The following is a 22,280-nucleotide window of genomic DNA, read 5'->3' as shown; positions in this document are numbered from 1 at the left end:
TGTGTTGCCTCCCCTACCCGCTGGTTTAATTAATGTTTACTCCCATAAATACATAATCGCGTTACACTATTTTAATAATTAAGACAGGGAGAAATAAAAATGCGCGTACTGGTTGTCGAAGACAATGCGTTGTTACGTCACCATCTTAAAGTTCAGATTCAGGACGCTGGTCATCAGGTCGATGACGCAGAAGATGCCAAAGAAGCAGATTATTATCTCAATGAACATTTACCGGATATTGCCATTGTCGATCTTGGCTTGCCTGATGAAGATGGTCTGTCGCTGATCCGCCGCTGGCGTAGCAATGATGTTTCACTACCGATTCTGGTATTAACCGCCCGTGAAAGCTGGCAGGACAAAGTCGAAGTCTTAAGTGCCGGTGCTGATGATTACGTGACCAAACCGTTTCATATTGAAGAGGTGATGGCGCGTATGCAGGCGTTGATGCGGCGTAATAGCGGTCTGGCTTCACAGGTTATTTCGCTGCCACCGTTTCAGGTTGATCTCTCCCGCCGTGAATTATCCATTAACGACGAAGTGATCAAACTGACCGCGTTTGAATACACCATTATGGAAACGCTAATCCGTAATAACGGCAAAGTGGTCAGCAAAGATTCGCTGATGTTACAGCTCTATCCGGATGCCGAATTGCGGGAAAGCCATACCATTGATGTGTTAATGGGCCGACTGCGTAAGAAAATTCAGACGCAATATCCGCAAGAAGTGATTACCACCGTTCGCGGCCAGGGCTATCTGTTCGAATTGCGCTGATGAAAAAATTACTGCGTATTTTTTCCCCACTCTCGCTACGGGTTCGTTTTCTGTTGGCAACGGCAGCGGTAGTGCTGGTGCTTTCGCTTGCCTACGGGATGGTCGCGCTGATCGGTTATAGCGTCAGTTTCGATAAAACCACGTTTCGGCTGTTACGTGGCGAGAGCAACCTGTTCTATACCCTCGCGAAGTGGGAAAACAACAAATTGCATGTCGAATTGCCAGAAAATATCGACAAGCAAAGCCCTACTATGACACTGATCTATGATGAGAACGGGCAACTTTTATGGGCGCAGCGTGACGTTCCCTGGTTGATGAAAATGATCCAGCCTGACTGGCTGAAATCTAATGGCTTCCATGAAATAGAAGCGGATGTTAACGATACCAGCATTTTGCTGAGTGAAGATCATTCTATACAACAACAGTTGCAGGAAGTACGGGAAGATGACGACGACGCTGAAATGACTCACTCGGTGGCAGTAAACATCTACCCGGCAACGTCGCAGATGCCGAAGTTAACCATTGTGGTGGTTGATACCATCCCTGTAGAGCTTAAAAGTTCCTATATGGTGTGGAGCTGGTTTGTCTATGTGCTCTCAGCCAACCTGCTGTTAGTGATCCCTCTGTTATGGGTCGCCGCCTGGTGGAGTTTACGCCCTATCGAAGCCCTGGCAAAAGAAGTCCGCGAACTGGAAGAGCACAACCGGGAACTACTCAACCCTACCACCACGAGGGAACTTACCAGCCTGGTACGTAACCTGAACCGACTGTTAAAAAGTGAGCGTGAACGTTACGACAAATACCGCACTACGCTCACCGACCTGACGCACAGTCTGAAAACACCGCTGGCGGTGCTGCAAAGTACGCTACGTTCCATGCGTAGTGAGAAGATGAGCGTCAGCGAAGCAGAGCCGGTAATGCTGGAACAAATCAGCCGCATCTCGCAACAAATTGGCTACTACCTGCATCGCGCCAGTATGCGCGGTGGAACATTACTTAGCCGCGAATTGCATCCTGTCGCCCCACTGCTGGACAATCTCACCTCGGCGCTGAACAAAGTTTATCAGCGTAAAGGGGTTAATATTTCCCTCGATATCTCGCCAGAAATCAGCTTTGTGGGTGAGCAGAATGATTTTGTCGAAGTGATGGGCAACGTACTGGATAACGCCTGTAAATACTGTCTTGAGTTTGTCGAAATTTCAGCCAGACAAACCGATGATCATCTCTATATTGTGGTCGAGGATGATGGCCCCGGTATCCCGAAAAGCAAGCGTGAAGTGGTCTTCGACCGTGGTCAACGTGTTGACACTTTGCGCCCCGGACAAGGTGTCGGTCTGGCAGTCGCACGTGAAATTACCGAGCAATACGACGGAAAAATCATCGCCGGAGAGAGTATGCTCGGCGGTGCACGAATGGAAGTGATTTTTGGTCGCCAGCATTCTTCGCCAAAGAGTGAATAAATATGCCCTTTCTTCACGCATTACGTTAAGCATCCGTTATAATCGGTTGCAGATACCAGCCTGTGGATGCTTAACATGGAATACCAACTTACCCTTAACTGGCCCGATTTTCTTGAACGCCACTGGCAGAAACGTCCGGTAGTGTTAAAACGCGGCTTTAATAATTTTATTGACCCAATCTCTCCAGACGAGTTAGCGGGTCTGGCGATGGAAAGCGAAGTCGACAGTCGGCTGGTCAGTCACCAGGATGGTAAATGGCAGGTCAGCCACGGTCCATTCGAAAGCTACGATCATCTCGGTGAGACCAACTGGTCATTGCTGGTGCAGGCAGTAAATCACTGGCATGAACCAACCGCCGCGCTGATGCGTCCGTTTCGTGAACTGCCGGACTGGCGCATTGACGACCTGATGATCTCATTTTCCGTACCCGGCGGCGGCGTCGGCCCGCATCTCGATCAATACGATGTGTTTATTATCCAGGGAACTGGTCGTCGTCGCTGGCGAGTGGGCGAAAAGCTGCAAATGAAACAGCACTGCCCGCACCCGGATCTGTTACAGGTCGATCCGTTCGAAGCCATCATCGATGAAGAGCTGGAGCCTGGCGATATTCTTTATATTCCGCCGGGATTCCCGCACGAGGGCTACGCGCTGGAAAATGCGATGAACTACTCTGTCGGTTTTCGTGCGCCCAATACGCGGGAGCTGATCAGCGGTTTTGCCGATTATGTTCTGCAACGTGAGCTGGGCGGTAATTATTACAGCGATCCGGATATCCCTCCTCGCGCCCATCCGGCTGATGTTCTGCCGCAAGAGATGGATAAACTGCGTGAGATGATGCTTGAACTGATCAACCAGCCGGAACACTTTAAGCAATGGTTTGGCGAGTTTATTTCCCAGTCACGTCATGAACTGGATATCGCGCCGCCAGAGCCGCCTTATCAGCCGGATGAAATCTACGATGCGCTGAAACAAGGTGATGTGCTGGTGCGCCTGGGTGGTCTGCGCGTATTGCGCATTGGTGATGATGTATACGCCAATGGTGAAAAGATCGATTCTCCGCACCGTCCGGCACTGGATGCGCTCGCCAGTAATATTGTGCTGACTGCCGAGAATTTTGGCGATGCGCTGGAAGATCCATCATTCCTCGCGATGCTCGCGGCGCTGGTCAATAGCGGGTATTGGTTCTTCGAAGGGTAAGTTTGGATGTAAGCCGGATGCGGCATCACATGCCGCATCCCTTTTCGCTTACTTCCGTTGCGCCGTTAACTCGGCAATACGCACGATCACCTGCACCGCTTTTTCCATTCCTTCCAGGGTCACAAACTCATGTTTACCATGATAGTTGTAACCGCCAGTGAACAGGTTCGGGCACGGTAATCCCATAAACGACAACTGCGCGCCGTCGGTGCCGCCACGGATCGGCTTCAGATCCGGTTCAATATCACAATCGCGCATCGCCTGCTGGGCGATATCGAGAATATGCGGATGATCCACAATTTTCTCGCGCATGTTGTAGTAACTGTCTTCAATCACCAGTTCAATGTAGCAATCAGGGTGCAGCCCTTTGCCCACTTTCTTGGCAATCTCCATCATCTTACGTTTACGCGCTTCAAACTGTTTACGATCGAAATCACGAATGATGTAGTGCATATCGGCGCGCTCAACGGTGCCTTTCATACTCGTCAGGTGATAAAAACCTTCATAACCTTCGGTAGTTTCTGGGCTTTCATCCGCCGGAACTTCTGCATGAATGCGTGCGGCCAGCGATAGCGCGTTAACCATCACGCCTTTTGCCGAGCCTGGGTGAACGTTGTTACCGACAATTTTGATATTCACCGATGCGGCGTTGAAGTTTTCAAACTCCAGTTCGCCTACGCCACCACCATCGACGGTGTAAGCCCAACGAGCATCAAAGGCGTCAACATCAAAGTGTTTCGCCCCTTTCCCCACTTCTTCATCTGGCGTAAAGGCGACGCGAATATCGCCATGCGGAATGTTTTTCTGCTGCAATACCGCCAGCGCGGTCATAATTTCCGCAATACCGGCTTTATCGTCAGCGCCCAATAGCGTTTTGCCATCGGTGGTGATCAGCGTCTGCCCCAGCAATTGATGCAGAACCGGGAACATCACTGGTGACAAGACTTCGTCGCCAATACCCAGCGCGATGTCGCCACCACGATAGTTTTCAACAATTTGCGGATTTACATTTTTACCGCTGCAATCCGGAGAGGTATCCACATGAGAAATAAAACCAATCGCCGGGATATCGCCAGGAACGTTAGCCGGTAACGTCGCCATTAGCGTTCCTTTCTCACTTAAGGTCACATTGATAAGCCCCATCTCTTCGAGCTGATCTTTCAACAAATGCAATAACTTCCACTGACCTTCCGTGCTGGGAACCTGTCTCACTCCCGCTTTTGATTGGGTATCCAGAGACACGTAGTTCAAAAAACGCTCAAGTAGTTTATCCATGTAGTCACCCTCACTTTTCGTGACAACATTATTAAGAAGCAAGAAAAGACAAATATTGCGTCAGGTCACTTTTACCCCTGCAAGCGGGAATATTTATCAACATTACCTTAATCAATATAAAGCTAAGCCAGTAATTCACAACAAGGATTGGCGATTCCGATGGTTTGCCGTAGAATTACCGCCCTCATTAAGAGTCACCAAGGTGGTTAACCACAAACCCCGCATCGGTAAGCCATCCGTTGCGTTTACATGGGACAGAGTAAAAAATTGAATAAACAACCGAGTTCGCTTTCACCGCTGGTGCAATTGGCGGGAATTCGCAAATGCTTTGATGGTAAAGAAGTCATTCCCCAGCTTGATCTGACTATCAACAATGGCGAGTTCCTCACGCTGCTTGGCCCTTCTGGCTGCGGTAAAACAACCGTTCTTCGCCTGATTGCGGGTCTGGAAACTGTTGATTCCGGGCGCATCATGCTGGATAACGAGGACATCACCCACGTTCCGGCGGAAAACCGCTATGTGAACACCGTTTTCCAAAGCTACGCGTTATTCCCCCACATGACCGTATTCGAAAATGTGGCCTTTGGGTTGCGTATGCAAAAAACCCCCGCTGCTGAAATTACGCCTCGCGTGATGGAAGCCCTGCGGATGGTACAACTGGAAACCTTCGCTCAACGCAAACCGCATCAACTCTCTGGCGGTCAGCAGCAACGCGTGGCCATTGCCCGCGCAGTGGTTAACAAGCCTCGTCTGTTGTTGCTTGATGAATCGCTTTCCGCGCTGGATTACAAACTGCGCAAACAGATGCAGAACGAGTTAAAAGCGTTACAGCGAAAACTTGGCATTACTTTCGTCTTCGTTACCCACGACCAGGAAGAGGCACTCACTATGTCTGACCGGATTGTGGTGATGCGCGATGGTCGCATTGAACAAGACGGCACACCACGTGAAATCTACGAAGAACCCAAAAACCTGTTTGTTGCCGGATTCATTGGCGAAATCAATATGTTTAACGCCACGGTGATCGAACGTCTCGACGAGCAACGCGTACGCGCCAACGTTGAAGGTCGCGAGTGTAATATCTACGTTAACTTCGCCGTTGAACCGGGGCAAAAACTGCATGTTCTGTTACGCCCGGAAGACTTACGCGTTGACGAAATCAACGATGATAACCACGTCGAAGGGCTGATTGGTTACGTTCGCGAGCGTAACTACAAAGGCATGACGCTGGAGTCGGTTGTCGAACTGGAAAATGGCAAGATGGTGATGGTCAGCGAATTCTTCAACGAAGACGATCCTGACTTTGACCACTCACTCGACCAGAAAATGGCCATTAATTGGGTAGAAAGCTGGGAGGTCGTACTGGCTGATGAAGAACACAAGTAAGTTCCAGAATGTAGTGATTGTCACTATCGTCGGTTGGCTTGTGTTGTTTGTCTTTCTGCCCAACCTGATGATCATTGGCACCAGCTTTTTGACCCGCGACGACGCGAGTTTCGTCAAAATGGTCTTTACGCTGGATAACTACACACGTCTGCTCGATCCGCTCTATTTTGAAGTGCTCGTGCACTCACTGAATATGGCGCTGATCGCCACTCTCGCCTGCCTGGTGCTGGGCTACCCGTTTGCCTGGTTTCTGGCAAAACTGCCGCATAAAGTGCGACCGCTGCTGCTGTTTCTGCTGATTGTTCCCTTCTGGACAAACTCGCTGATTCGTATCTACGGGCTAAAAATTTTCCTCAGCACCAAAGGCTATCTCAACGAGTTCCTGCTGTGGCTGGGCGTTATTGATACCCCAATTCGCATCATGTTCACCCCCAGCGCGGTGATTATCGGTCTGGTTTACATTCTGCTGCCGTTTATGGTGATGCCACTCTATTCCAGTATTGAAAAACTGGATAAACCTTTACTGGAAGCGGCGCGCGATCTCGGTGCCAGCAAATTGCAGACTTTTATCCGTATTATTATTCCGCTGACGATGCCGGGAATTATTGCCGGATGTCTGCTGGTGATGCTGCCAGCTATGGGCTTGTTCTATGTATCCGACCTGATGGGTGGTGCGAAAAACCTGCTGATCGGTAACGTCATCAAGGTTCAGTTCCTTAATATTCGCGACTGGCCGTTTGGCGCCGCCACCAGCATTACGCTGACTATCGTAATGGGCCTGATGTTGCTGGTTTACTGGCGCGCTTCTCGTTTGCTGAATAAGAAGGTGGAACTCGAATGATCGGTCGACTGCTTCGCGGCGGTTTTATGACCGCTATCTACGCGTACCTGTATATCCCAATCATTATTTTGATTGTGAACTCCTTTAACAGCTCGCGCTTTGGCATTAACTGGCAGGGTTTTACTACCAAATGGTATAGCCTGCTGATGAACAACGACAGCCTGTTACAGGCAGCGCAGCATTCACTAACAATGGCGGTGTTTTCGGCGACGTTTGCTACGCTTATCGGTTCACTGACGGCAGTTGCGCTGTACCGTTATCGCTTTCGTGGTAAGCCGTTCGTTAGCGGAATGCTGTTTGTGGTGATGATGTCACCAGATATCGTGATGGCGATTTCGCTGCTGGTGTTGTTTATGCTGCTGGGTATCCAGCTTGGCTTCTGGTCGCTATTGTTCTCGCATATCACCTTCTGCCTGCCATTTGTGGTGGTGACGGTGTATTCGCGCCTGAAAGGTTTTGATGTGCGGATGCTGGAAGCGGCGAAAGATCTCGGCGCCAGCGAATTTACCATTCTACGGAAAATCATTTTGCCACTGGCAATGCCGGCTGTGGCTGCGGGCTGGGTGCTAAGCTTTACCCTGTCGATGGACGATGTGGTAGTTTCGTCATTTGTCACCGGACCGAGCTATGAAATTCTGCCGTTAAAAATTTATTCGATGGTCAAAGTCGGCGTATCGCCAGAAGTTAACGCGCTGGCAACCATATTACTGGTGCTGTCGCTGGTAATGGTAATTGCCAGCCAGCTTATTGCTCGTGATAAAACGAAAGGTAACACAGGGGACGTTAAATGAAAAAATGGTCACGCCACCTGCTCGCGGCGGGTGCTCTGGCACTGGGCATGAGCGCCGCTCACGCCGATGACAACAACACGCTGTATTTCTACAACTGGACCGAGTACGTGCCGCCAGGACTGCTTGAACAGTTCACCAAAGAAACCGGTATTAAGGTTATCTATTCGACTTACGAGTCGAACGAAACCATGTACGCAAAACTGAAAACGTACAAAGACGGTGCCTATGACCTGGTGGTTCCTTCAACCTATTACGTCGATAAAATGCGTAAAGAAGGGATGATCCAGAAGATCGATAAGTCGAAGTTAAGCAACTTCAGCAACCTCGATCCAGACATGCTCAACAAGCCGTTTGACCCGAATAACGACTACTCCATTCCGTATATCTGGGGTGCGACGGCGATTGGCGTTAACGGTGATGCGGTGGATCCGAAGTCTGTTACCAGCTGGGCCGATCTCTGGAAGCCTGAGTACAAAGGCAGCCTGCTGCTGACCGATGATGCCCGTGAAGTATTCCAGATGGCACTGCGTAAGCTGGGCTACTCCGGTAACACCACCGATCCGAAAGAGATTGAAGCTGCATATAACGAGCTGAAAAAACTGATGCCAAACGTGGCAGCGTTTAACTCCGATAACCCGGCTAACCCGTACATGGAAGGCGAAGTTAACCTCGGCATGATCTGGAACGGTTCTGCTTTCGTTGCGCGCCAGGCGGGTACACCAATTGACGTCGTGTGGCCGAAAGAAGGCGGCATTTTCTGGATGGACAGCCTGGCGATCCCGGCAAATGCCAAAAACAAAGAAGGCGCGCTGAAATTGATCAACTTCCTGCTGCGCCCGGATGTGGCAAAACAGGTTGCCGAAACTATCGGTTATCCAACGCCAAACCTTGCGGCGCGTAAGCTGTTAAGCCCGGAAGTAGCGAACGATAAAACGCTCTACCCGGATGCTGAAACCATTAAAAATGGTGAATGGCAGAATGACGTTGGCGCAGCCAGCAGCATTTATGAAGAGTATTATCAGAAGCTGAAAGCAGGACGTTAATTCAGCAAACGGGCGGTGGTATTACCGCCCGTTTTTTATTTAGCAAGGATGTGACATATGAGTCAGGACAGTAACGTTTTATCCCGCTCTTTCGTCGGTATTGGTTTGGTACTGCTCGTTATTTCTGTTGTTATATTTTACAACCAGTTCACCTATACCAAAAATGCGATGCATACCGAAGGGGTCATTGTTGATGCCGTCTGGTACAACAATCATTCAAACGACGTCGGTGATAATGGTTCCTGGTATCCAGTGGTTGCCTTTCGCCCTACACCAGATTACACGCTAATTTTTAATTCAAATATTGGTAGTGATTTTTATGAAGATAGCGAAGGTGACAAAGTCAATGTCTATTATCCGCCAGGGCATCCAGAAGAAGCCGAAATAAACAATCCGTGGGTTAATTTTTTTGAATGGGGCTTTGTTGGCATAGCAGGCATTATTTTCGGTGGTATCGGTCTGATAATCATGGTCCCCTCCTCTAAAAAATCACGCAGGAACAGGAAGTCCCGCCCATGAAAAAATTCATACGAGTAAAAGTTAAAAGAGGCCGATAAAGTGTGCGTGTATTATGCCGGATGCGGCGTTAACGCCTTATCAGGCCTACAAAACCCGCAAATTCAATTAATTGCACCCTATCGTAGGCCTGATAAGCGTAGCGCATCAGGCTATTACTCCTGATTTATAATCCCTTCAGCAACTTTTCAACAAACTCTGGCACCACCTGGCTTGCCGGGCCGTAATATTTCTCGGCAAATTCGTTACCAACCTGGCTCGGCTCAAGATTGAGTTCCACGGTGTGCGCGCCATGCAATTTTGCTTCATGAACAAAACCGGCCGCCGGATAAACATGCCCGGATGTGCCAATGGCAATGAAAATATCCGCCATCGCCAGTGCCATATAAATTTCATCCATGCCAAGCGGCATTTCGCCAAACCACACCACGTGCGGGCGCAGCGGAGCCGGAAACTGGCAGCAATGACATTTATCTTCTGGCGTAACATCACCAGTCCAGTCGAGAACCTGCCCGCTTTGCGAACAACGTACTTTCAGCAATTCTCCATGCATATGAATCACATTGGTATTGCCTGCGCGTTCATGCAGGTTATCGATATTCTGCGTCACCAGCAAAAAGCGGTCGCCGAGGGCATCTTGCAGTTTAGCCAGCGCAAGATGCGCGGCGTTAGGCTGTATTTCTGGCTGCTGTAACTGTCGGCGACGAGCGTTATAAAACGCTTGCACCAGTTCAGGGTCGCGATCAAAGCCCTCTGGCGTCGCAACATCTTCAACACGATGTTCTTCCCACAGGCCATCTGCGGCGCGAAAGGTACGAATACCTGATTCCGCAGAAATACCAGCCCCTGTCAGTACGAGTACTCTTGGTTTTTCCATTGCTTCCGACACCACTTTATCTCTGAAAAAAATACGCTGACGTAAACGCTCGCGCAGGCGGCGTTTATTTTTACGAAAACGACTTAACCGATGACCCCGACGCGACAGCATAGCAACCTCTGTTGTTTAATCGGTTAGATGTAGGAAGGCAGCTCCACGCATTCCGCCTGCATCACCGTGGCGCGCGCGTTCAATGCGCGGAACACGAGCTACAGGTAAGAGATGACGAGGCAGCCTGTCCGCCAGTTGCGTTGTGATTGCCGGGAAATTGGATAAACCACCGCCAATGACCACCAGATCAGGGTCAATAATGGTCAGGATGTTTCCCAGACAAACCGCTAATAGATCCAGATAACGCTCAACATGCGCCCTTGCCTGCTCATCGCCTTGATCATAAAGCGCAATAATTTCGGGAGCCTGCAACGGTTGATGATAATAGTGTTGATACAGCCACGCAAAACCGCGACCAGACAGATAATTTTCAATGCAGCCATGCTGACCACAGCCGCAGCGGCGTAATGGGAAATCAAGCCCCATCATGGTTAACGCATCGACCGGCAGACGCATATGACCAAACTCGCCGGTAATATAGCTTTTACCCGTCACCGCTTTACCGTTAAACACCAGTCCACCGCCAACGCCAGTGCCGAGAATTAACCCCATCACCAGCGGATATTGGGTAAATTCATCATCCCAGGCTTCAGAAAGGGCAAAACAGTTCGCGTCATTATCAAGTCGCACATCGCGCTCAAGACGTGCGCTCAGGTCGGCGCGCAGCGGTTTACCGCTGGCAGCGGGGACATTGGCGGCATACAGCGTGCCATCTTCTGTTTCCGGCATTCCCGGAATACCGATGCCGACAGAACCTTTACAGCCAAAACGCTGATCGGCTTCGACGACCAGCTCGCACACTGCATCTAAAAATGCGTCATAGCTGTCACGCGGTGTCGGCACCCGCTTTTCCCACTGCAACTGCCGACTGCTATCAAATACGCCAAGCGCAATTTTTGTTCCACCAATATCAAACCCGTAATACATTGCCGCTCCTTGTTTTAATGTACTGCCTTTACTGGCCGCTAAGGACTCGCGCAGGGTCAATATTGCTGGCGCGCCGCGCCGGATACCAACTTGCCAAAAGACTCAGCAACAATGCTGTGACCAGTACGTAGAAGACATCCAGCCAGTGCAATTCCGATGGCAGGAAGTCAATAAAATAGATATCGCTGGAGAGGAACTGATGACCGATCAGCTTTTCAATCCACTCGATGATCGGAGTAAGTTGCAGCGAAACCACTACGCCGATAATCACACCACACAAGCTGCCGAACAACCCTGCCAGTAATCCATACCAGACAAAAATGGCGCGAATTAAACCGTCTTTCGCGCCCAGCGTTCTTAATACTGCGATATCGCCACTCTTGTCTTTTACCGCCATCACTAAAGTGGAGACGATGTTGAAACAGGCTACGCCAATCACCAGTACCATCGCCAGATACATAATGGCGCGGATCATCTGGATATCACGATACATATAGCCGTAAGTGCCGATCCAGCTCTTGATATAAACATAGCTATTGGTCACTTCGCCCGCGTCACGCACCAGTTTGTTGGCGTTAAATACATCCGTCATTTTAAGGGCAATACCTGACACACTGGAACCCATATCAAGATATTGTTGGGCATCCGCCAGCGGGATCATGGCAAAACTGTGATCGAGTTGACCGCTCAGCTGCAAAATTCCGGCAATTTGCAAGCGCACACGTTTTGGCTGCATCAGTTTATGCTCGGGATTCGAATTTGGGATCATGATCGACACCCAATCGCCCTGCTTCACTTTTAACGCATCCGCTACGCCTTTGCCGATAATAATCTGCTGCTCACCGGCTTTAAAATTGTTCCAGGCATCACCCTGGACAAACGAGGGCAGCGCACTTAGGCGCTGTTCCTGTTGCGGATCAACCCCTTTAACCTGAAGCGCGCGCAGATTTGCTCCGCTTTCCACCAGCCCCGTGAAATTGATATACGGCGCAGCAGCGGCAATACCTGGCACTTTTTGCACGTTATCCAGTGCTTCCTGCCAGTTAGTCCACGGCTGATCCACTGCTTCAATTTCGCCATGCGGTACTACCGCCAGAATGCGGTTATTCAGTTCACGTTCAAAGCCGTTCATCGCGCTTAAGCCGACGATCAATACCGCCACGCCAAGTGCAATGCCAATGGTAGAAATGACGGAGATCAGCGACACCATGCCGCCACGCCGCCGTCCGCGACTAAAACGCAGACCAATTAATAACGATAAAGGCATCGCCATTACTCCGCCCCCATCAGGCTCAGTTCCGCCGTCAGACGACCATCACGCATTTCTAACTGGCGGCTCATACGTTTCGCCAGTTGCAGATCGTGAGTAACCACCAGGAAGGCGGTGCCCTGCAAGCGATTCAACTCCCCAAGCAACTGGAAGATGCTGTCGGCGTTACGTGCGTCAAGGTTACCGGTAGGTTCATCTGCCAGTACCAGACGCGGGTTATTGACCAGCGCACGGGCAATCGCCACACGCTGACGTTCGCCGCCGGAAAGTTCGGATGGACGGTGATTCGCGCGATGCTCCAGCCCCACCGCTTTTAACATTTCCAACGCTCGACTGTTGATTTCAGCGGGCTTTTTCTTGCCAATCAGCAGCGGCATAGCTACGTTTTCCAGGGCGGTAAAATCCGGTAGCAGGTGGTGAAACTGATAAATAAAGCCCAGCTTCTGGTTGCGCAGTTCTGCTTTTGCCGCCGACGACAGTTTGCTCATCGGCTGACCGTTAAAAATCACATCGCCGGAAGTTGGCGTATCCAGCCCGCCCAGCAGGTGCAGTAAGGTACTTTTACCGGAACCTGAACTGCCGACGATAGCCATCATTTCGCCTTCACCCACGCTGAAACTGACATTGTGCAGCACGTCGGTTTGCACACTGCCTTCCTGATAGCGTTTGCACAGGTTGTCGCATTGCAACAGGATCTTATTCATAACGTAAAGCCTCAGCGGGTTGAGTGGCGGCAGCGCGCCAGGAAGGGTAAAGCGTAGAAAGCAGCGCGATAGCCATCGCCACCAGCGCAATAATAATGACCTGTAAAGGTTCGATAGCGACCGGCAGCGCCGCGCCATCAAGCAGGACGCCGATTATCGGCATCAGATTATTCAACTGGCTGGCAAGCAGCGCACCAAGCGCCGCGCCCAGGATCGCACCAATAATTCCGGCGCTGGCACCCTGTACCATAAAGACCATCATGATTTGTCGCGGAGTTAAACCTTGCGTTTGCAAAATCGCCACTTCGCCCTGCTTCTCCATCACCATCAGCCCCAGCGAGGTAATAATGTTAAACGCCGCAACGGCGACAATCAGGCTCAGCAGCAAGCCCATCATATTTTTTTCCATACGCACGGCCTGGAACAGCTCACCTTTACGGTCGCGCCAGTCCTGCCATTTACTGCCTTCTGGCAGTTTTTGCTGGCTTAACGAATCCACTTTCAGCGGCTCATCCAGCCACAGACGCCAGCCGGTGATATTACCTGCCGGATAACGCATCAGACGCGAGGCATCCTCAATATTCACCAGCATTTCATAGCCGTCGACTTCACTGTTGGCGGCAAAAGTGCCAATCACATTGAACAGACGCTGACTTGGAATACGCCCCATCGGCGTGAACTGGCTGGCGGAAGGCACCATCACGCGGATTTGGTCGCCGCGATTGACACCTAACTGTGAGGCAAGCTGTTCACCGAGGATGACATTATATTTCCCCGGCTCGAGGTTGGCTTGCTTCACATTGACCAGATACGGGGTTAGCGGATCTTTTTGCGCCGGATCGATACCCAGCATGACGCCTACCGCCACGCTGCGTGCGCTTTGCAGCACCACATCACCAGTAGTGATAGGCGCGACGCGATTTACGCCGTCCAGTTTGACTGCCGATTCCGGGAGTTTCTGCGGGTTAAGAGAGCCCTGCTCCGAAGAGAGGATCGCCTGTGGCATCAGGCCAAGGATGTTGTTTTGCAGCTCGCGCTCAAAGCCGTTCATCACTGACAATACTGTGACCAGCGCCATCACCCCGAGGGTAATGCCGATGGTAGAAAGCCAGGAGACGAAACGACCGAAGCGATCCGCTGCACGCCCACGCATGTAACGCAGGCCAATAAATAGAGCGACAGGTTGGTACATGAAATCCGTCTGGTTGCTGTTAGCAAAGACACGAGTATATAAGCGAAAGCAGGATGGGTAAACGCCTGAACTGTAAGTGATCATCAGGGCTAATCTGAAAAGCATCCATAAATCAATCGGCTAAATTGCCATATTTTACCAGCAGGCTTGCAGCCTGATCTTAATCTGAAAAATCATCTAATACAGACAGATACCCATTACACCTCGGTTAATAACCAGCAGGATCAGTTGTTGGTAAATTAATAAAAGAGCGTGTTCTTCTGATGAAACAAAAAGAACTATGGATTAACCAGATCAAAGGGTTATGCATCTGTCTGGTGGTGGTTTATCACTCGGTCATTACCTTTTATCCGCATATGACCACTTTTCAGCATCCGTTATCGGAAGTCCTGAGCAAATGCTGGATCTATTTCAATCTTTACCTTGCGCCCTTCCGTATGCCGGTTTTTTTCTTTATCTCCGGCTATTTGATTCGCCGCTATATCGACAGTGTGCCGTGGGGAAATTGTCTCGATAAACGGATCTGGAGCATCTTCTGGGTGCTGGCGCTGTGGGGTATCGTCCAGTGGCTGGCGCTGAGCGCACTGAATCAGTGGCTGGCACCTGAGCGCGATTACAGCAATGCCTCCAATGCCGCTTATGCCGATTCCACTGGTGAGTTCCTGCACGGGATGCTCACCGCCAGCACCAGCTTGTGGTATCTGTATGCTTTAATTGTCTATTTCGTGGTGTGTAAAATTTTTAACCGCCAGGCGCTGCCATTATTCGCCCTGTTTGTACTGATGAGTGTGGCTGTTAATTTCGTTCCCACGCCGTGGTGGGGAATGAACAGTGTGATCCGCAATTTGCCTTATTACAGCCTTGGCGCTTGGTTTGGCGCAACATTAATGACCTGTGTTAAAGAAGTACCGTTGCGCCGCCATCTGCTGATGTCTTCGCTGCTGGCCGTTCTGGCGGTCAGTGCCTGGTTGTTTAACGTGTCGCTACTCCTGTCGCTGGTATCGATTGTGGTGATCATGAAGCTGTTTTATCAGTACGAGCAGCGTTTCGGTATGCGCTCCTCCAGCCTGCTGAATGTGATTGGTTCCAACACCATTGCCATCTACACCACCCATCGCATTCTGGTAGAGATATTCAGCTTGAGTCTGATTCCGCAAATGAACGCGGCGCGCTGGTCGCCGCAACTCGAACTGACGCTCCTGCTGGTTTACCCCTTTGTCAGTTTGTTGATTTGTACTGTTGCTGGCTTGTTGGTACGCAAAATTTCACAACGCGCATTCAGCGATCTGTTGTTCTCCCCGCCTTCTCTGCCTACAACCAGTTACTCTCGCTAAGCCATCGCCCCAGCCGGGGCGATTCAATTTGCTAAACCATGTCGATTCCGGATAATGAACAGCATTGCTTATCAGAGATATGCCCCCATATGTTGAGGCATATCCTAACGAGAATCTGACAACCGTTATGCCTGAACAATATCGTTATACGCTGCCCGTCAAAGCGGGTGAACAGCGTCTGCTGGGCGAGTTAACCGGCGCTGCCTGTGCGACGCTGGTAGCGGAAATTGCCGAACGTCACGCCGGACCGGTGGTGCTCATCGCACCAGATATGCAAAATGCTCTGCGTTTGCATGATGAAATCAGCCAGTTCACCGACCAGATGGTGATGAATCTGGCGGACTGGGAAACCCTCCCTTACGACAGTTTTTCGCCTCATCAGGATATTATCTCCTCGCGTCTTTCCACCCTTTATCAGTTACCAACAATGCAGCGTGGTGTACTGATTGTTCCGGTAAATACGCTTATGCAGCGCGTTTGCCCGCACAGTTTTCTCCACGGTCATGCGCTGGTGATGAAAAAAGGTCAGCGCCTGTCACGAGATGCATTGCGTACCCAACTGGACAGCGCCGGTTATCGCCATGTTGATCAGGTAATGGAGCACGGTGAATACGCCACGCGCGGTGCATTGTTGGATCTCTTCCCGATGGGGAGTGAGCTGCCTTATCGTCTTGATTTCTTTGATGATGAAATCGACAGCCTGCGAGTATTTGATGTCGATAGCCAGCGCACGCTGGAGGAAGTTGAAGCCATCAACCTACTGCCCGCACACGAATTTCCGACCGATAAAGCGGCAATTGAACTGTTCCGCAGTCAGTGGCGTGATTCTTTCGAAGTAAAACGCGATCCAGAACATATTTATCAACAAGTGAGCAAAGGCACATTGCCTGCCGGGATCGAGTACTGGCAACCGCTGTTCTTCAGCGAACCGTTGCCGCCACTGTTCAGTTATTTCCCTGCAAATACACTGCTGGTGAATACTGGCGATCTGGAAAACAGTGCCGAACGTTTCCAGGCTGACACGCTGGCGCGTTTTGAGAATCGCGGCGTCGATCCGATGCGTCCACTACTGCCGCCACAATCGCTCTGGCTGCGGGTCGATGAACTGTTCTCAGAGCTGAAAAACTGGCCGCGTGTACAGCTAAAAAATGAACATTTACCGACAAAAGCAGCAAATGCCAATTTAGGCTTTCAGAAACTGCCAGACCTTGCCGTTCAGGCGCAGCAAAAAGCCCCGCTGGATGCGCTGCGTAAATTTCTTGAATCTTTCGACGGCCCGGTGGTGTTCTCGGTAGAAAGTGAAGGTCGCCGTGAAGCACTCGGTGAACTGCTCGCCCGTATTAAAATTGCTCCGCAACGCATTATGCGCCTCGATGAGGCCAGCGACCGTGGGCGTTATCTGATGATTGGCGCTGCCGAACATGGTTTTGTCGATACGGTGCGTAATCTGGCACTGATTTGCGAAAGCGATCTGCTCGGTGAACGCGTTGCCCGTCGTCGTCAGGATTCTCGCCGCGCCATCAACCCCGATACACTGATCCGCAACCTCGCGGAACTGCATATTGGTCAGCCGGTGGTGCATCTGGAGCACGGTGTCGGGCGCTATGCCGGAATGACCACGCTGGAAGCTGGCGGCATTACTGGCGAGTATCTGATGCTCACCTATGCCAACGACGCCAAACTGTATGTTCCGGTGTCGTCGCTGCATCTGATTAGCCGTTACGCGGGTGGTGCAGAAGAAAATGCCCCGCTGCATAAACTTGGCGGCGATGCGTGGTCACGCGCTCGGCAGAAAGCGGCAGAAAAAGTGCGTGATGTGGCGGCGGAATTGCTGGATATCTACGCTCAACGCGCCGCCAAAGAGGGTTTCGCGTTTAAACACGATCGTGAGCAATATCAATTGTTCTGCGACAGCTTCCCGTTCGAAACCACGCCGGATCAGGCGCAGGCCATTAATGCGGTGCTTAGCGACATGTGTCAGCCGCTGGCAATGGATCGTCTGGTGTGCGGCGATGTTGGCTTTGGTAAAACAGAAGTAGCGATGCGCGCCGCTTTCCTGGCGGTAGAGAACCACAAGCAGGTGGCGGTGCTGGTGCCAACGACTCTGCTCGCGCAGCAGCATTACGACAACTTCCGCGACCGTTTCGCCAACTGGCCGGTACGCATCGAAATGATCTCCCGTTTCCGCAGCGCCAAAGAGCAGACGCAAATCCTTACGGAAGTGGCGGAAGGGAAAATCGATATTCTGATCGGTACGCACAAACTGCTGCAAAGTGACGTCAAGTTTAAAGATTTAGGCCTGCTGATTGTCGATGAAGAACACCGCTTCGGGGTGCGTCATAAAGAGCGCATTAAAGCGATGCGCGCGAACGTGGATATTCTGACACTTACCGCAACGCCGATCCCACGAACGCTGAATATGGCGATGAGCGGAATGCGCGATCTGTCGATTATCGCCACGCCGCCCGCTCGTCGTCTGGCAGTTAAAACCTTTGTCCGTGAGTATGACAGTCTGGTGGTCAGAGAGGCTGTCCTGCGTGAAATTCTGCGCGGGGGACAGGTTTATTATCTCTACAATGATGTGGAAAACATCCAGAAAGCCGCCGAACGGCTGGCAGAACTGGTGCCAGAAGCGCGGATCGCCATCGGTCACGGGCAGATGCGTGAGCGCGAACTGGAACGGGTGATGAATGATTTCCATCATCAGCGTTTTAACGTGCTGGTTTGTACCACAATTATCGAAACCGGGATCGACATCCCTACCGCCAACACCATTATTATTGAACGCGCAGATCACTTCGGTCTGGCGCAACTACACCAGTTGCGCGGCCGCGTCGGACGTTCGCATCACCAGGCATATGCATGGCTGCTGACGCCGCACCCGAAAGCGATGACTACCGATGCGCAAAAACGTCTCGAAGCGATTGCTTCTCTGGAAGACCTTGGCGCGGGCTTTGCGCTGGCAACGCACGATCTGGAGATTCGCGGCGCCGGTGAACTGCTCGGCGAAGAACAAAGTGGCTCGATGGAAACTATCGGTTTCTCGCTTTATATGGAGTTGCTGGAAAATGCCGTCGATGCACTGAAAGCCGGACGCGAGCCGTCGCTCGAAGATCTCACCAGCCAGCAAACGGAAGTCGAACTGCGGATGCCGTCGCTGTTGCCGGATGACTTCATTCCTGATGTAAATACCCGTCTGTCGTTCTATAAACGTATTGCCAGCGCCAAAACGGAAAGCGAGCTGGAAGAGATCAAAGTCGAACTTATCGATCGCTTCGGCCTGCTGCCGGATCCGGCGCGAACCCTACTGGATATTGCCCGTCTGCGCCAGCAAGCGCAGAAGCTGGGGATCAGGAAGCTGGAAGGGAACGAGAAAGGCGGTGTGATCGAATTTGCTGAGAAGAATCACGTGAATCCTGCCTGGCTGATTGGTTTGCTGCAAAAACAGCCGCAGCATTACCGCCTTGATGGTCCGACGCGCCTGAAGTTTATTCAGGATTTGAGCGAGCGGAAAAAACGTATCGAATGGGTGCGCCAGTTTATGCGTGAACTGGAAGAGAACGCGATCGCATAATGGCATATCGGGGGGCGTTTCTTCGCCCCCATCCCCAACATTTACAAATTCTTTGCACTTCCCTGCACTATCCGACACTGTCACCATCCATAATTCAGACTTATCTTTTTATTACAATAACCTTATATTTATTATGGACTTTTGGTGATGATCAAAACGCGTTTTTCTCGCTGGCTAACGTTTTTTACGTTCGCCGCTGCCGTGGCGCTGACGCTACCGGCAAAAGCCAACACCTGGCCGCTGCCGCCTGCGGGCAGTCGTCTGGTGGGCGAAAACAAATTTCATGTGGTGGAAAATGACGGCGGTTCGCTGGAAGCGATCGCCAAAAAATATAACGTCGGTTTCCTCGCTCTGTTACAGGCTAATCCCGGCGTTGATCCGTATGTACCGCGCGCAGGCAGTGTGTTAACCATTCCATTGCAAACTTTACTGCCAGACGCGCCGCGTGAAGGCATTGTGATCAACATTGCGGAGTTGCGTCTCTATTACTACCCACCGGGCAAAAATTCAGTGACCGTGTACCCCATCGGCATTGGTCAGTTGGGGGGTGACACGCTGACGCCGACAATGGTGACTACCGTTTCAGACAAACGTGCAAACCCAACCTGGACGCCGACTGCAAACATCCGCGCCCGTTATAAAGCCCAGGGGATTGAGCTTCCACCAGTCGTTCCGGCAGGACCGGATAACCCGATGGGCCATCATGCGATTCGTCTGGCGGCCTATGGCGGTGTCTATTTGCTTCACGGTACGAACGCCGATTTCGGTATTGGTATGCGGGTAAGTTCTGGCTGTATTCGTCTGCGTGATGACGATATCAAAACACTTTTCAGCCAGGTCAGCCCCGGCACCAAAGTGAACATTATCAACACGCCGATTAAAGTCTCCGCCGAGCCAAACGGCGCACGTCTGGTGGAAGTGCACCAGCCGCTGTCAGAGAAGATAGATGACGATCCGCAATTGTTGCCGATTACGCTCAACAGTGCGATGCAGGCATTTAAAAATGCTGCGCAAACTGACGCCGAAGTGATGCAGCACGTAATGGACGTGCGTTCCGGAATGCCGGCTGATGTGCGTCGTCATCAAGTGAATCAGCAAACGCTGTAAATCGCGGACAAAAAAATCCCCGCAGCACAGGTTGTTGCGGGGAAATAGCAGCAATAACAGGCATTAATGAGGGTTAATGCTTATTTATAAATTACCGCCGTTCCGTGGAGGGTATTCGGACCGGTTACTGAAGTAATACGGAAAGATTTTGCGCCCATCTCATCCGCTTTTTGTGCCAGTTGTTCTTCCAGCGATCCCAGATTTGTCCCCGCGTTAGCACTGATAGTGCCCACTTTTTGTTGACCTTCTGGTGTTGCCTGAACTTCGACAGCCGCAAAGCTGGCAAATGACATGGAGCTTAAAATCGCCGCAGCGATGAGGGTTTTTACATTTTTCATAATAGTGACCTTATGCAGATGAATAGCGTCGCAAGCAATTACTTAACGATCGATAACTAAATGATAGATGTGATCTGGATCACATACAAGATGTTTTTTATAACATTCGTTAATTAAATTAAAATTCTTTAAATTTCAGTTAAATAGATGGCTATTATTTTTCTGGCTTCTGGACTGGTGAACAGAAGTGATTATTTTTATAATAACCATTCATTCACAGCTAAAAGGTACAACGGCATCATGGCAACTGACTCAACACATTGTGTAAAAAAAAGCCGTGGTCGCCCAAAAGTGTTCGACAGGGAAGCCGCGCTTGATAAGGCCATGAAGTTGTTCTGGCAGCACGGTTATGAAGCTACTTCTCTTGCCGATCTCGTCGAAGCGACCGGAGCCAAAGCGCCAACGCTATACGCGGAGTTCACCAATAAAGAGGGATTATTCCGCGCCGTACTGGATCGCTATATCGACCGTTTTGCCGCAAAGCACGAAGCACAACTGTTTTGTGAAGAGAAAAGCGTGGAGTCTGCGCTGACTGACTATTTCGCGGCCATCGCCAACTGTTTTACCAGCAAAGACACCCCTGCTGGCTGCTTTATGATCAACAACTGCACCACGCTCTCCCCGGATTCAGGAGATATCGCCAATACGTTGAAATCACGCCACGCGATGCAAGAACGCACCTTGCAGCAGTTTTTATGTCAACGACAGGCGCGCGGGGAAATCCCTGCCCACTGTGACGTGACGCATCTGGCGGAATTCCTTAACTGTATTATTCAGGGGATGTCGATCAGCGCCCGCGAAGGCGCATCGCTGGAAAAACTGATGCAGATTGCCCAAACCACTTTGCGTTTATGGCCCGAACTGGTGAAATAAAACGTAAAAAAAAAGCCCCTCAGCCTGAGCGAATGAGGGGCTAAATTGCAGAGTACAGCCTTGTTATACTTTGTTATTCAGAATCAGTTGCCCGTTGTTATCTAATTGGATTTGTGTACCCGGATCGCGGTCCATGCGGATTTTGCCCTGCTGATCGCCAATCTTATAGGTCACATCATAACCGAGCATTTTTTCTGACTTGTCATACACCGTTTTACAACGCTGTTGGGTGGTGGTGTAAGTATCACGTTCCTGGAGAGAACCCTGGATCTGGTTACCAGCATATCCACCACCAAGCGCCCCGACGACTGTAGCAACATCCTTACCGCGACCACCGCCAAACTGATGCCCTATCACCCCACCAGCCACAGCGCCCAGAACTGAACCCGCGATGCGATTTTCATCCTGCACCGGCCGGCGATGGGTCACTGTGACATTGCGGCACTCCTGGCGCGGTGTTTTAACTGTTTCCTTGATTGGGATTGCAGAAACAACCTGAGCGTATTGCGGGCCACGTTCAAACACGTTCAGGCTGGCCACTGCCGCTACGCCCAGCGCAGCCGCGACACCAATCCCGATACCCGCCAACATTGATTTATTCACGGGAACACCTCCTTCTTTGCAGTTATGTCAATCATGCAAGCGAAGGGGTGAAACAACCATCAGACAGAAGATGAAAAGCGCAGGAATGGC

General features: G+C 50.9%; 20 protein-coding genes. 12 read left to right on the top strand and 8 right to left on the bottom strand.

Annotated elements, in window-relative coordinates; translation table 11 throughout:
* Nucleotides 1–99: 99 nt before the first annotated feature.
* From phoP to roxA, 3 genes are all read left to right on the top strand, one after another.
* Nucleotides 100–771, top strand: a complete 672-nt coding sequence (phoP, locus tag A7Z29_RS01270; RefSeq protein ID WP_001265482.1) for a two-component system response regulator PhoP — start codon at nucleotides 100–102, stop codon at nucleotides 769–771.
* Nucleotides 771–2,231: a two-component system sensor histidine kinase PhoQ gene (gene phoQ / locus A7Z29_RS01265; protein WP_000735366.1), complete on the top strand. Its 1,461-nt coding sequence runs from the start codon at nucleotides 771–773 to the stop codon at nucleotides 2,229–2,231. Before phoP ends, phoQ begins: the two co-directional genes overlap by 1 nt.
* Before the next feature lie 75 nt (nucleotides 2,232–2,306).
* Nucleotides 2,307–3,428, top strand: a complete 1,122-nt coding sequence (gene roxA / locus A7Z29_RS01260; RefSeq protein WP_000456504.1) for a [50S ribosomal protein L16]-arginine 3-hydroxylase — start codon at nucleotides 2,307–2,309, stop codon at nucleotides 3,426–3,428.
* A gap of 48 nt (nucleotides 3,429–3,476) precedes the next feature.
* On the opposite strand, the gene pepT is transcribed toward roxA, so the two are convergent.
* Nucleotides 3,477–4,703 carry a peptidase T gene (gene pepT / locus A7Z29_RS01255; protein ID WP_000359429.1) on the bottom strand — a complete coding sequence of 409 codons (1,227 nt, stop codon included), beginning with the start codon at nucleotides 4,701–4,703 and terminating at the stop codon, nucleotides 3,477–3,479.
* Nucleotides 4,704–4,952: 249 nt separating this feature from the next.
* On the opposite strand from pepT, the gene potA reads away from it, so the two are divergent.
* Genes potA through A7Z29_RS01225 form a run of 5 tightly spaced genes read left to right on the top strand, consistent with a single transcriptional unit; the run spans nucleotide 4,953 to nucleotide 9,283 of the window.
* The gene (gene potA / locus A7Z29_RS01245; RefSeq protein ID WP_000531593.1) at nucleotides 4,953–6,089 is read left to right on the top strand and encodes a spermidine/putrescine ABC transporter ATP-binding protein PotA; all 1,137 of its coding nucleotides are present in this window, start codon (nucleotides 4,953–4,955) and stop codon (nucleotides 6,087–6,089) included.
* Nucleotides 6,073–6,930: a spermidine/putrescine ABC transporter permease PotB gene (gene potB / locus A7Z29_RS01240; protein WP_000799415.1), complete on the top strand. Its 858-nt coding sequence runs from the start codon at nucleotides 6,073–6,075 to the stop codon at nucleotides 6,928–6,930. Before potA ends, potB begins: the two co-directional genes overlap by 17 nt.
* On the top strand, nucleotides 6,927–7,721 hold the full coding sequence (potC, locus tag A7Z29_RS01235) for a spermidine/putrescine ABC transporter permease PotC (protein ID WP_000580316.1): 795 nt from the start codon (nucleotides 6,927–6,929) through the stop codon (nucleotides 7,719–7,721). The genes potB and potC overlap by 4 nt, the downstream gene beginning before the upstream one ends.
* Entirely contained in the window at nucleotides 7,718–8,764 is a 1,047-nt protein-coding gene (potD, locus tag A7Z29_RS01230; RefSeq protein WP_000759309.1) for a spermidine/putrescine ABC transporter substrate-binding protein PotD, read from the top strand. Before potC ends, potD begins: the two co-directional genes overlap by 4 nt.
* Before the next feature lie 57 nt (nucleotides 8,765–8,821).
* Complete coding sequence (locus A7Z29_RS01225; RefSeq protein WP_105289695.1) at nucleotides 8,822–9,283, top strand: DUF3592 domain-containing protein; 462 nt, start codon at nucleotides 8,822–8,824, stop codon at nucleotides 9,281–9,283.
* 163 nt (nucleotides 9,284–9,446) lie between these two features.
* Here the strand turns inward: A7Z29_RS01225 and cobB are convergent, their stop codons facing one another.
* From cobB to lolC, 5 genes are read right to left on the bottom strand one after another with little or no spacing between them, the layout of a single operon-like run.
* Nucleotides 9,447–10,268, bottom strand: a complete 822-nt coding sequence (cobB, locus tag A7Z29_RS01220) for a Sir2 family NAD+-dependent deacetylase (protein WP_032225396.1) — start codon at nucleotides 10,266–10,268, stop codon at nucleotides 9,447–9,449.
* 15 nt (nucleotides 10,269–10,283) lie between these two features.
* Nucleotides 10,284–11,195, bottom strand: a complete 912-nt coding sequence (gene nagK / locus A7Z29_RS01215) for an N-acetylglucosamine kinase (RefSeq protein ID WP_032225397.1) — start codon at nucleotides 11,193–11,195, stop codon at nucleotides 10,284–10,286.
* Between the two features lie 28 nt (nucleotides 11,196–11,223).
* Nucleotides 11,224–12,468 (bottom strand): lipoprotein-releasing ABC transporter permease subunit LolE, encoded by a 1,245-nt coding sequence (gene lolE, locus A7Z29_RS01210; RefSeq protein WP_001251371.1) that lies wholly within the window; start codon nucleotides 12,466–12,468, stop codon nucleotides 11,224–11,226.
* Nucleotides 12,468–13,169 carry a lipoprotein-releasing ABC transporter ATP-binding protein LolD gene (gene lolD, locus A7Z29_RS01205; RefSeq protein WP_001033695.1) on the bottom strand — a complete coding sequence of 234 codons (702 nt, stop codon included), beginning with the start codon at nucleotides 13,167–13,169 and terminating at the stop codon, nucleotides 12,468–12,470. The genes lolE and lolD overlap by 1 nt, the downstream gene beginning before the upstream one ends.
* Entirely contained in the window at nucleotides 13,162–14,361 is a 1,200-nt protein-coding gene (lolC, locus tag A7Z29_RS01200; protein ID WP_000284716.1) for a lipoprotein-releasing ABC transporter permease subunit LolC, read from the bottom strand. Before lolC ends, lolD begins: the two co-directional genes overlap by 8 nt.
* 263 nt (nucleotides 14,362–14,624) lie before the next feature.
* Here lolC and A7Z29_RS01195 point away from each other — a divergent pair, with 263 nt between their 5' ends.
* The 3 genes from A7Z29_RS01195 (at nucleotide 14,625) to ldtC (ending at nucleotide 20,376) form a co-directional block, all read left to right on the top strand.
* Nucleotides 14,625–15,695, top strand: coding sequence for an acyltransferase family protein (locus A7Z29_RS01195; protein ID WP_105289694.1), 1,071 nt, complete (start codon nucleotides 14,625–14,627; stop codon nucleotides 15,693–15,695).
* Nucleotides 15,696–15,822: 127 nt separating this feature from the next.
* On the top strand, nucleotides 15,823–19,269 hold the full coding sequence (gene mfd / locus A7Z29_RS01190; RefSeq protein ID WP_105289693.1) for a transcription-repair coupling factor: 3,447 nt from the start codon (nucleotides 15,823–15,825) through the stop codon (nucleotides 19,267–19,269).
* Nucleotides 19,270–19,413: 144 nt separating this feature from the next.
* Nucleotides 19,414–20,376, top strand: a complete 963-nt coding sequence (ldtC, locus tag A7Z29_RS01185) for a L,D-transpeptidase LdtC (protein WP_105281017.1) — start codon at nucleotides 19,414–19,416, stop codon at nucleotides 20,374–20,376.
* An 80-nt stretch (nucleotides 20,377–20,456) separates the two neighbouring features.
* Here ldtC and bhsA read toward each other — a convergent pair whose 3' ends face one another.
* Entirely contained in the window at nucleotides 20,457–20,714 is a 258-nt protein-coding gene (bhsA, locus tag A7Z29_RS01180) for a multiple stress resistance protein BhsA (RefSeq protein WP_000800147.1), read from the bottom strand.
* A gap of 240 nt (nucleotides 20,715–20,954) precedes the next feature.
* On the opposite strand from bhsA, the gene comR reads away from it, so the two are divergent.
* Nucleotides 20,955–21,587: a TetR family copper-responsive transcriptional repressor ComR gene (comR, locus tag A7Z29_RS01175; protein ID WP_021550605.1), complete on the top strand. Its 633-nt coding sequence runs from the start codon at nucleotides 20,955–20,957 to the stop codon at nucleotides 21,585–21,587.
* Between the two features lie 63 nt (nucleotides 21,588–21,650).
* Here comR and A7Z29_RS01170 read toward each other — a convergent pair whose 3' ends face one another.
* Nucleotides 21,651–22,190, bottom strand: coding sequence for a glycine zipper 2TM domain-containing protein (locus A7Z29_RS01170; protein ID WP_010350841.1), 540 nt, complete (start codon nucleotides 22,188–22,190; stop codon nucleotides 21,651–21,653).
* Between the last annotated feature and the right edge of the window lie 90 nt (nucleotides 22,191–22,280).

Origin of the sequence: Escherichia sp. MOD1-EC6842, assembly GCF_002965705.1 — a bacterium.
Lineage (GTDB): Bacteria > Pseudomonadota > Gammaproteobacteria > Enterobacterales > Enterobacteriaceae > Escherichia > Escherichia ruysiae.
This window is presented reverse-complemented; position numbering and strand designations above follow the sequence as displayed.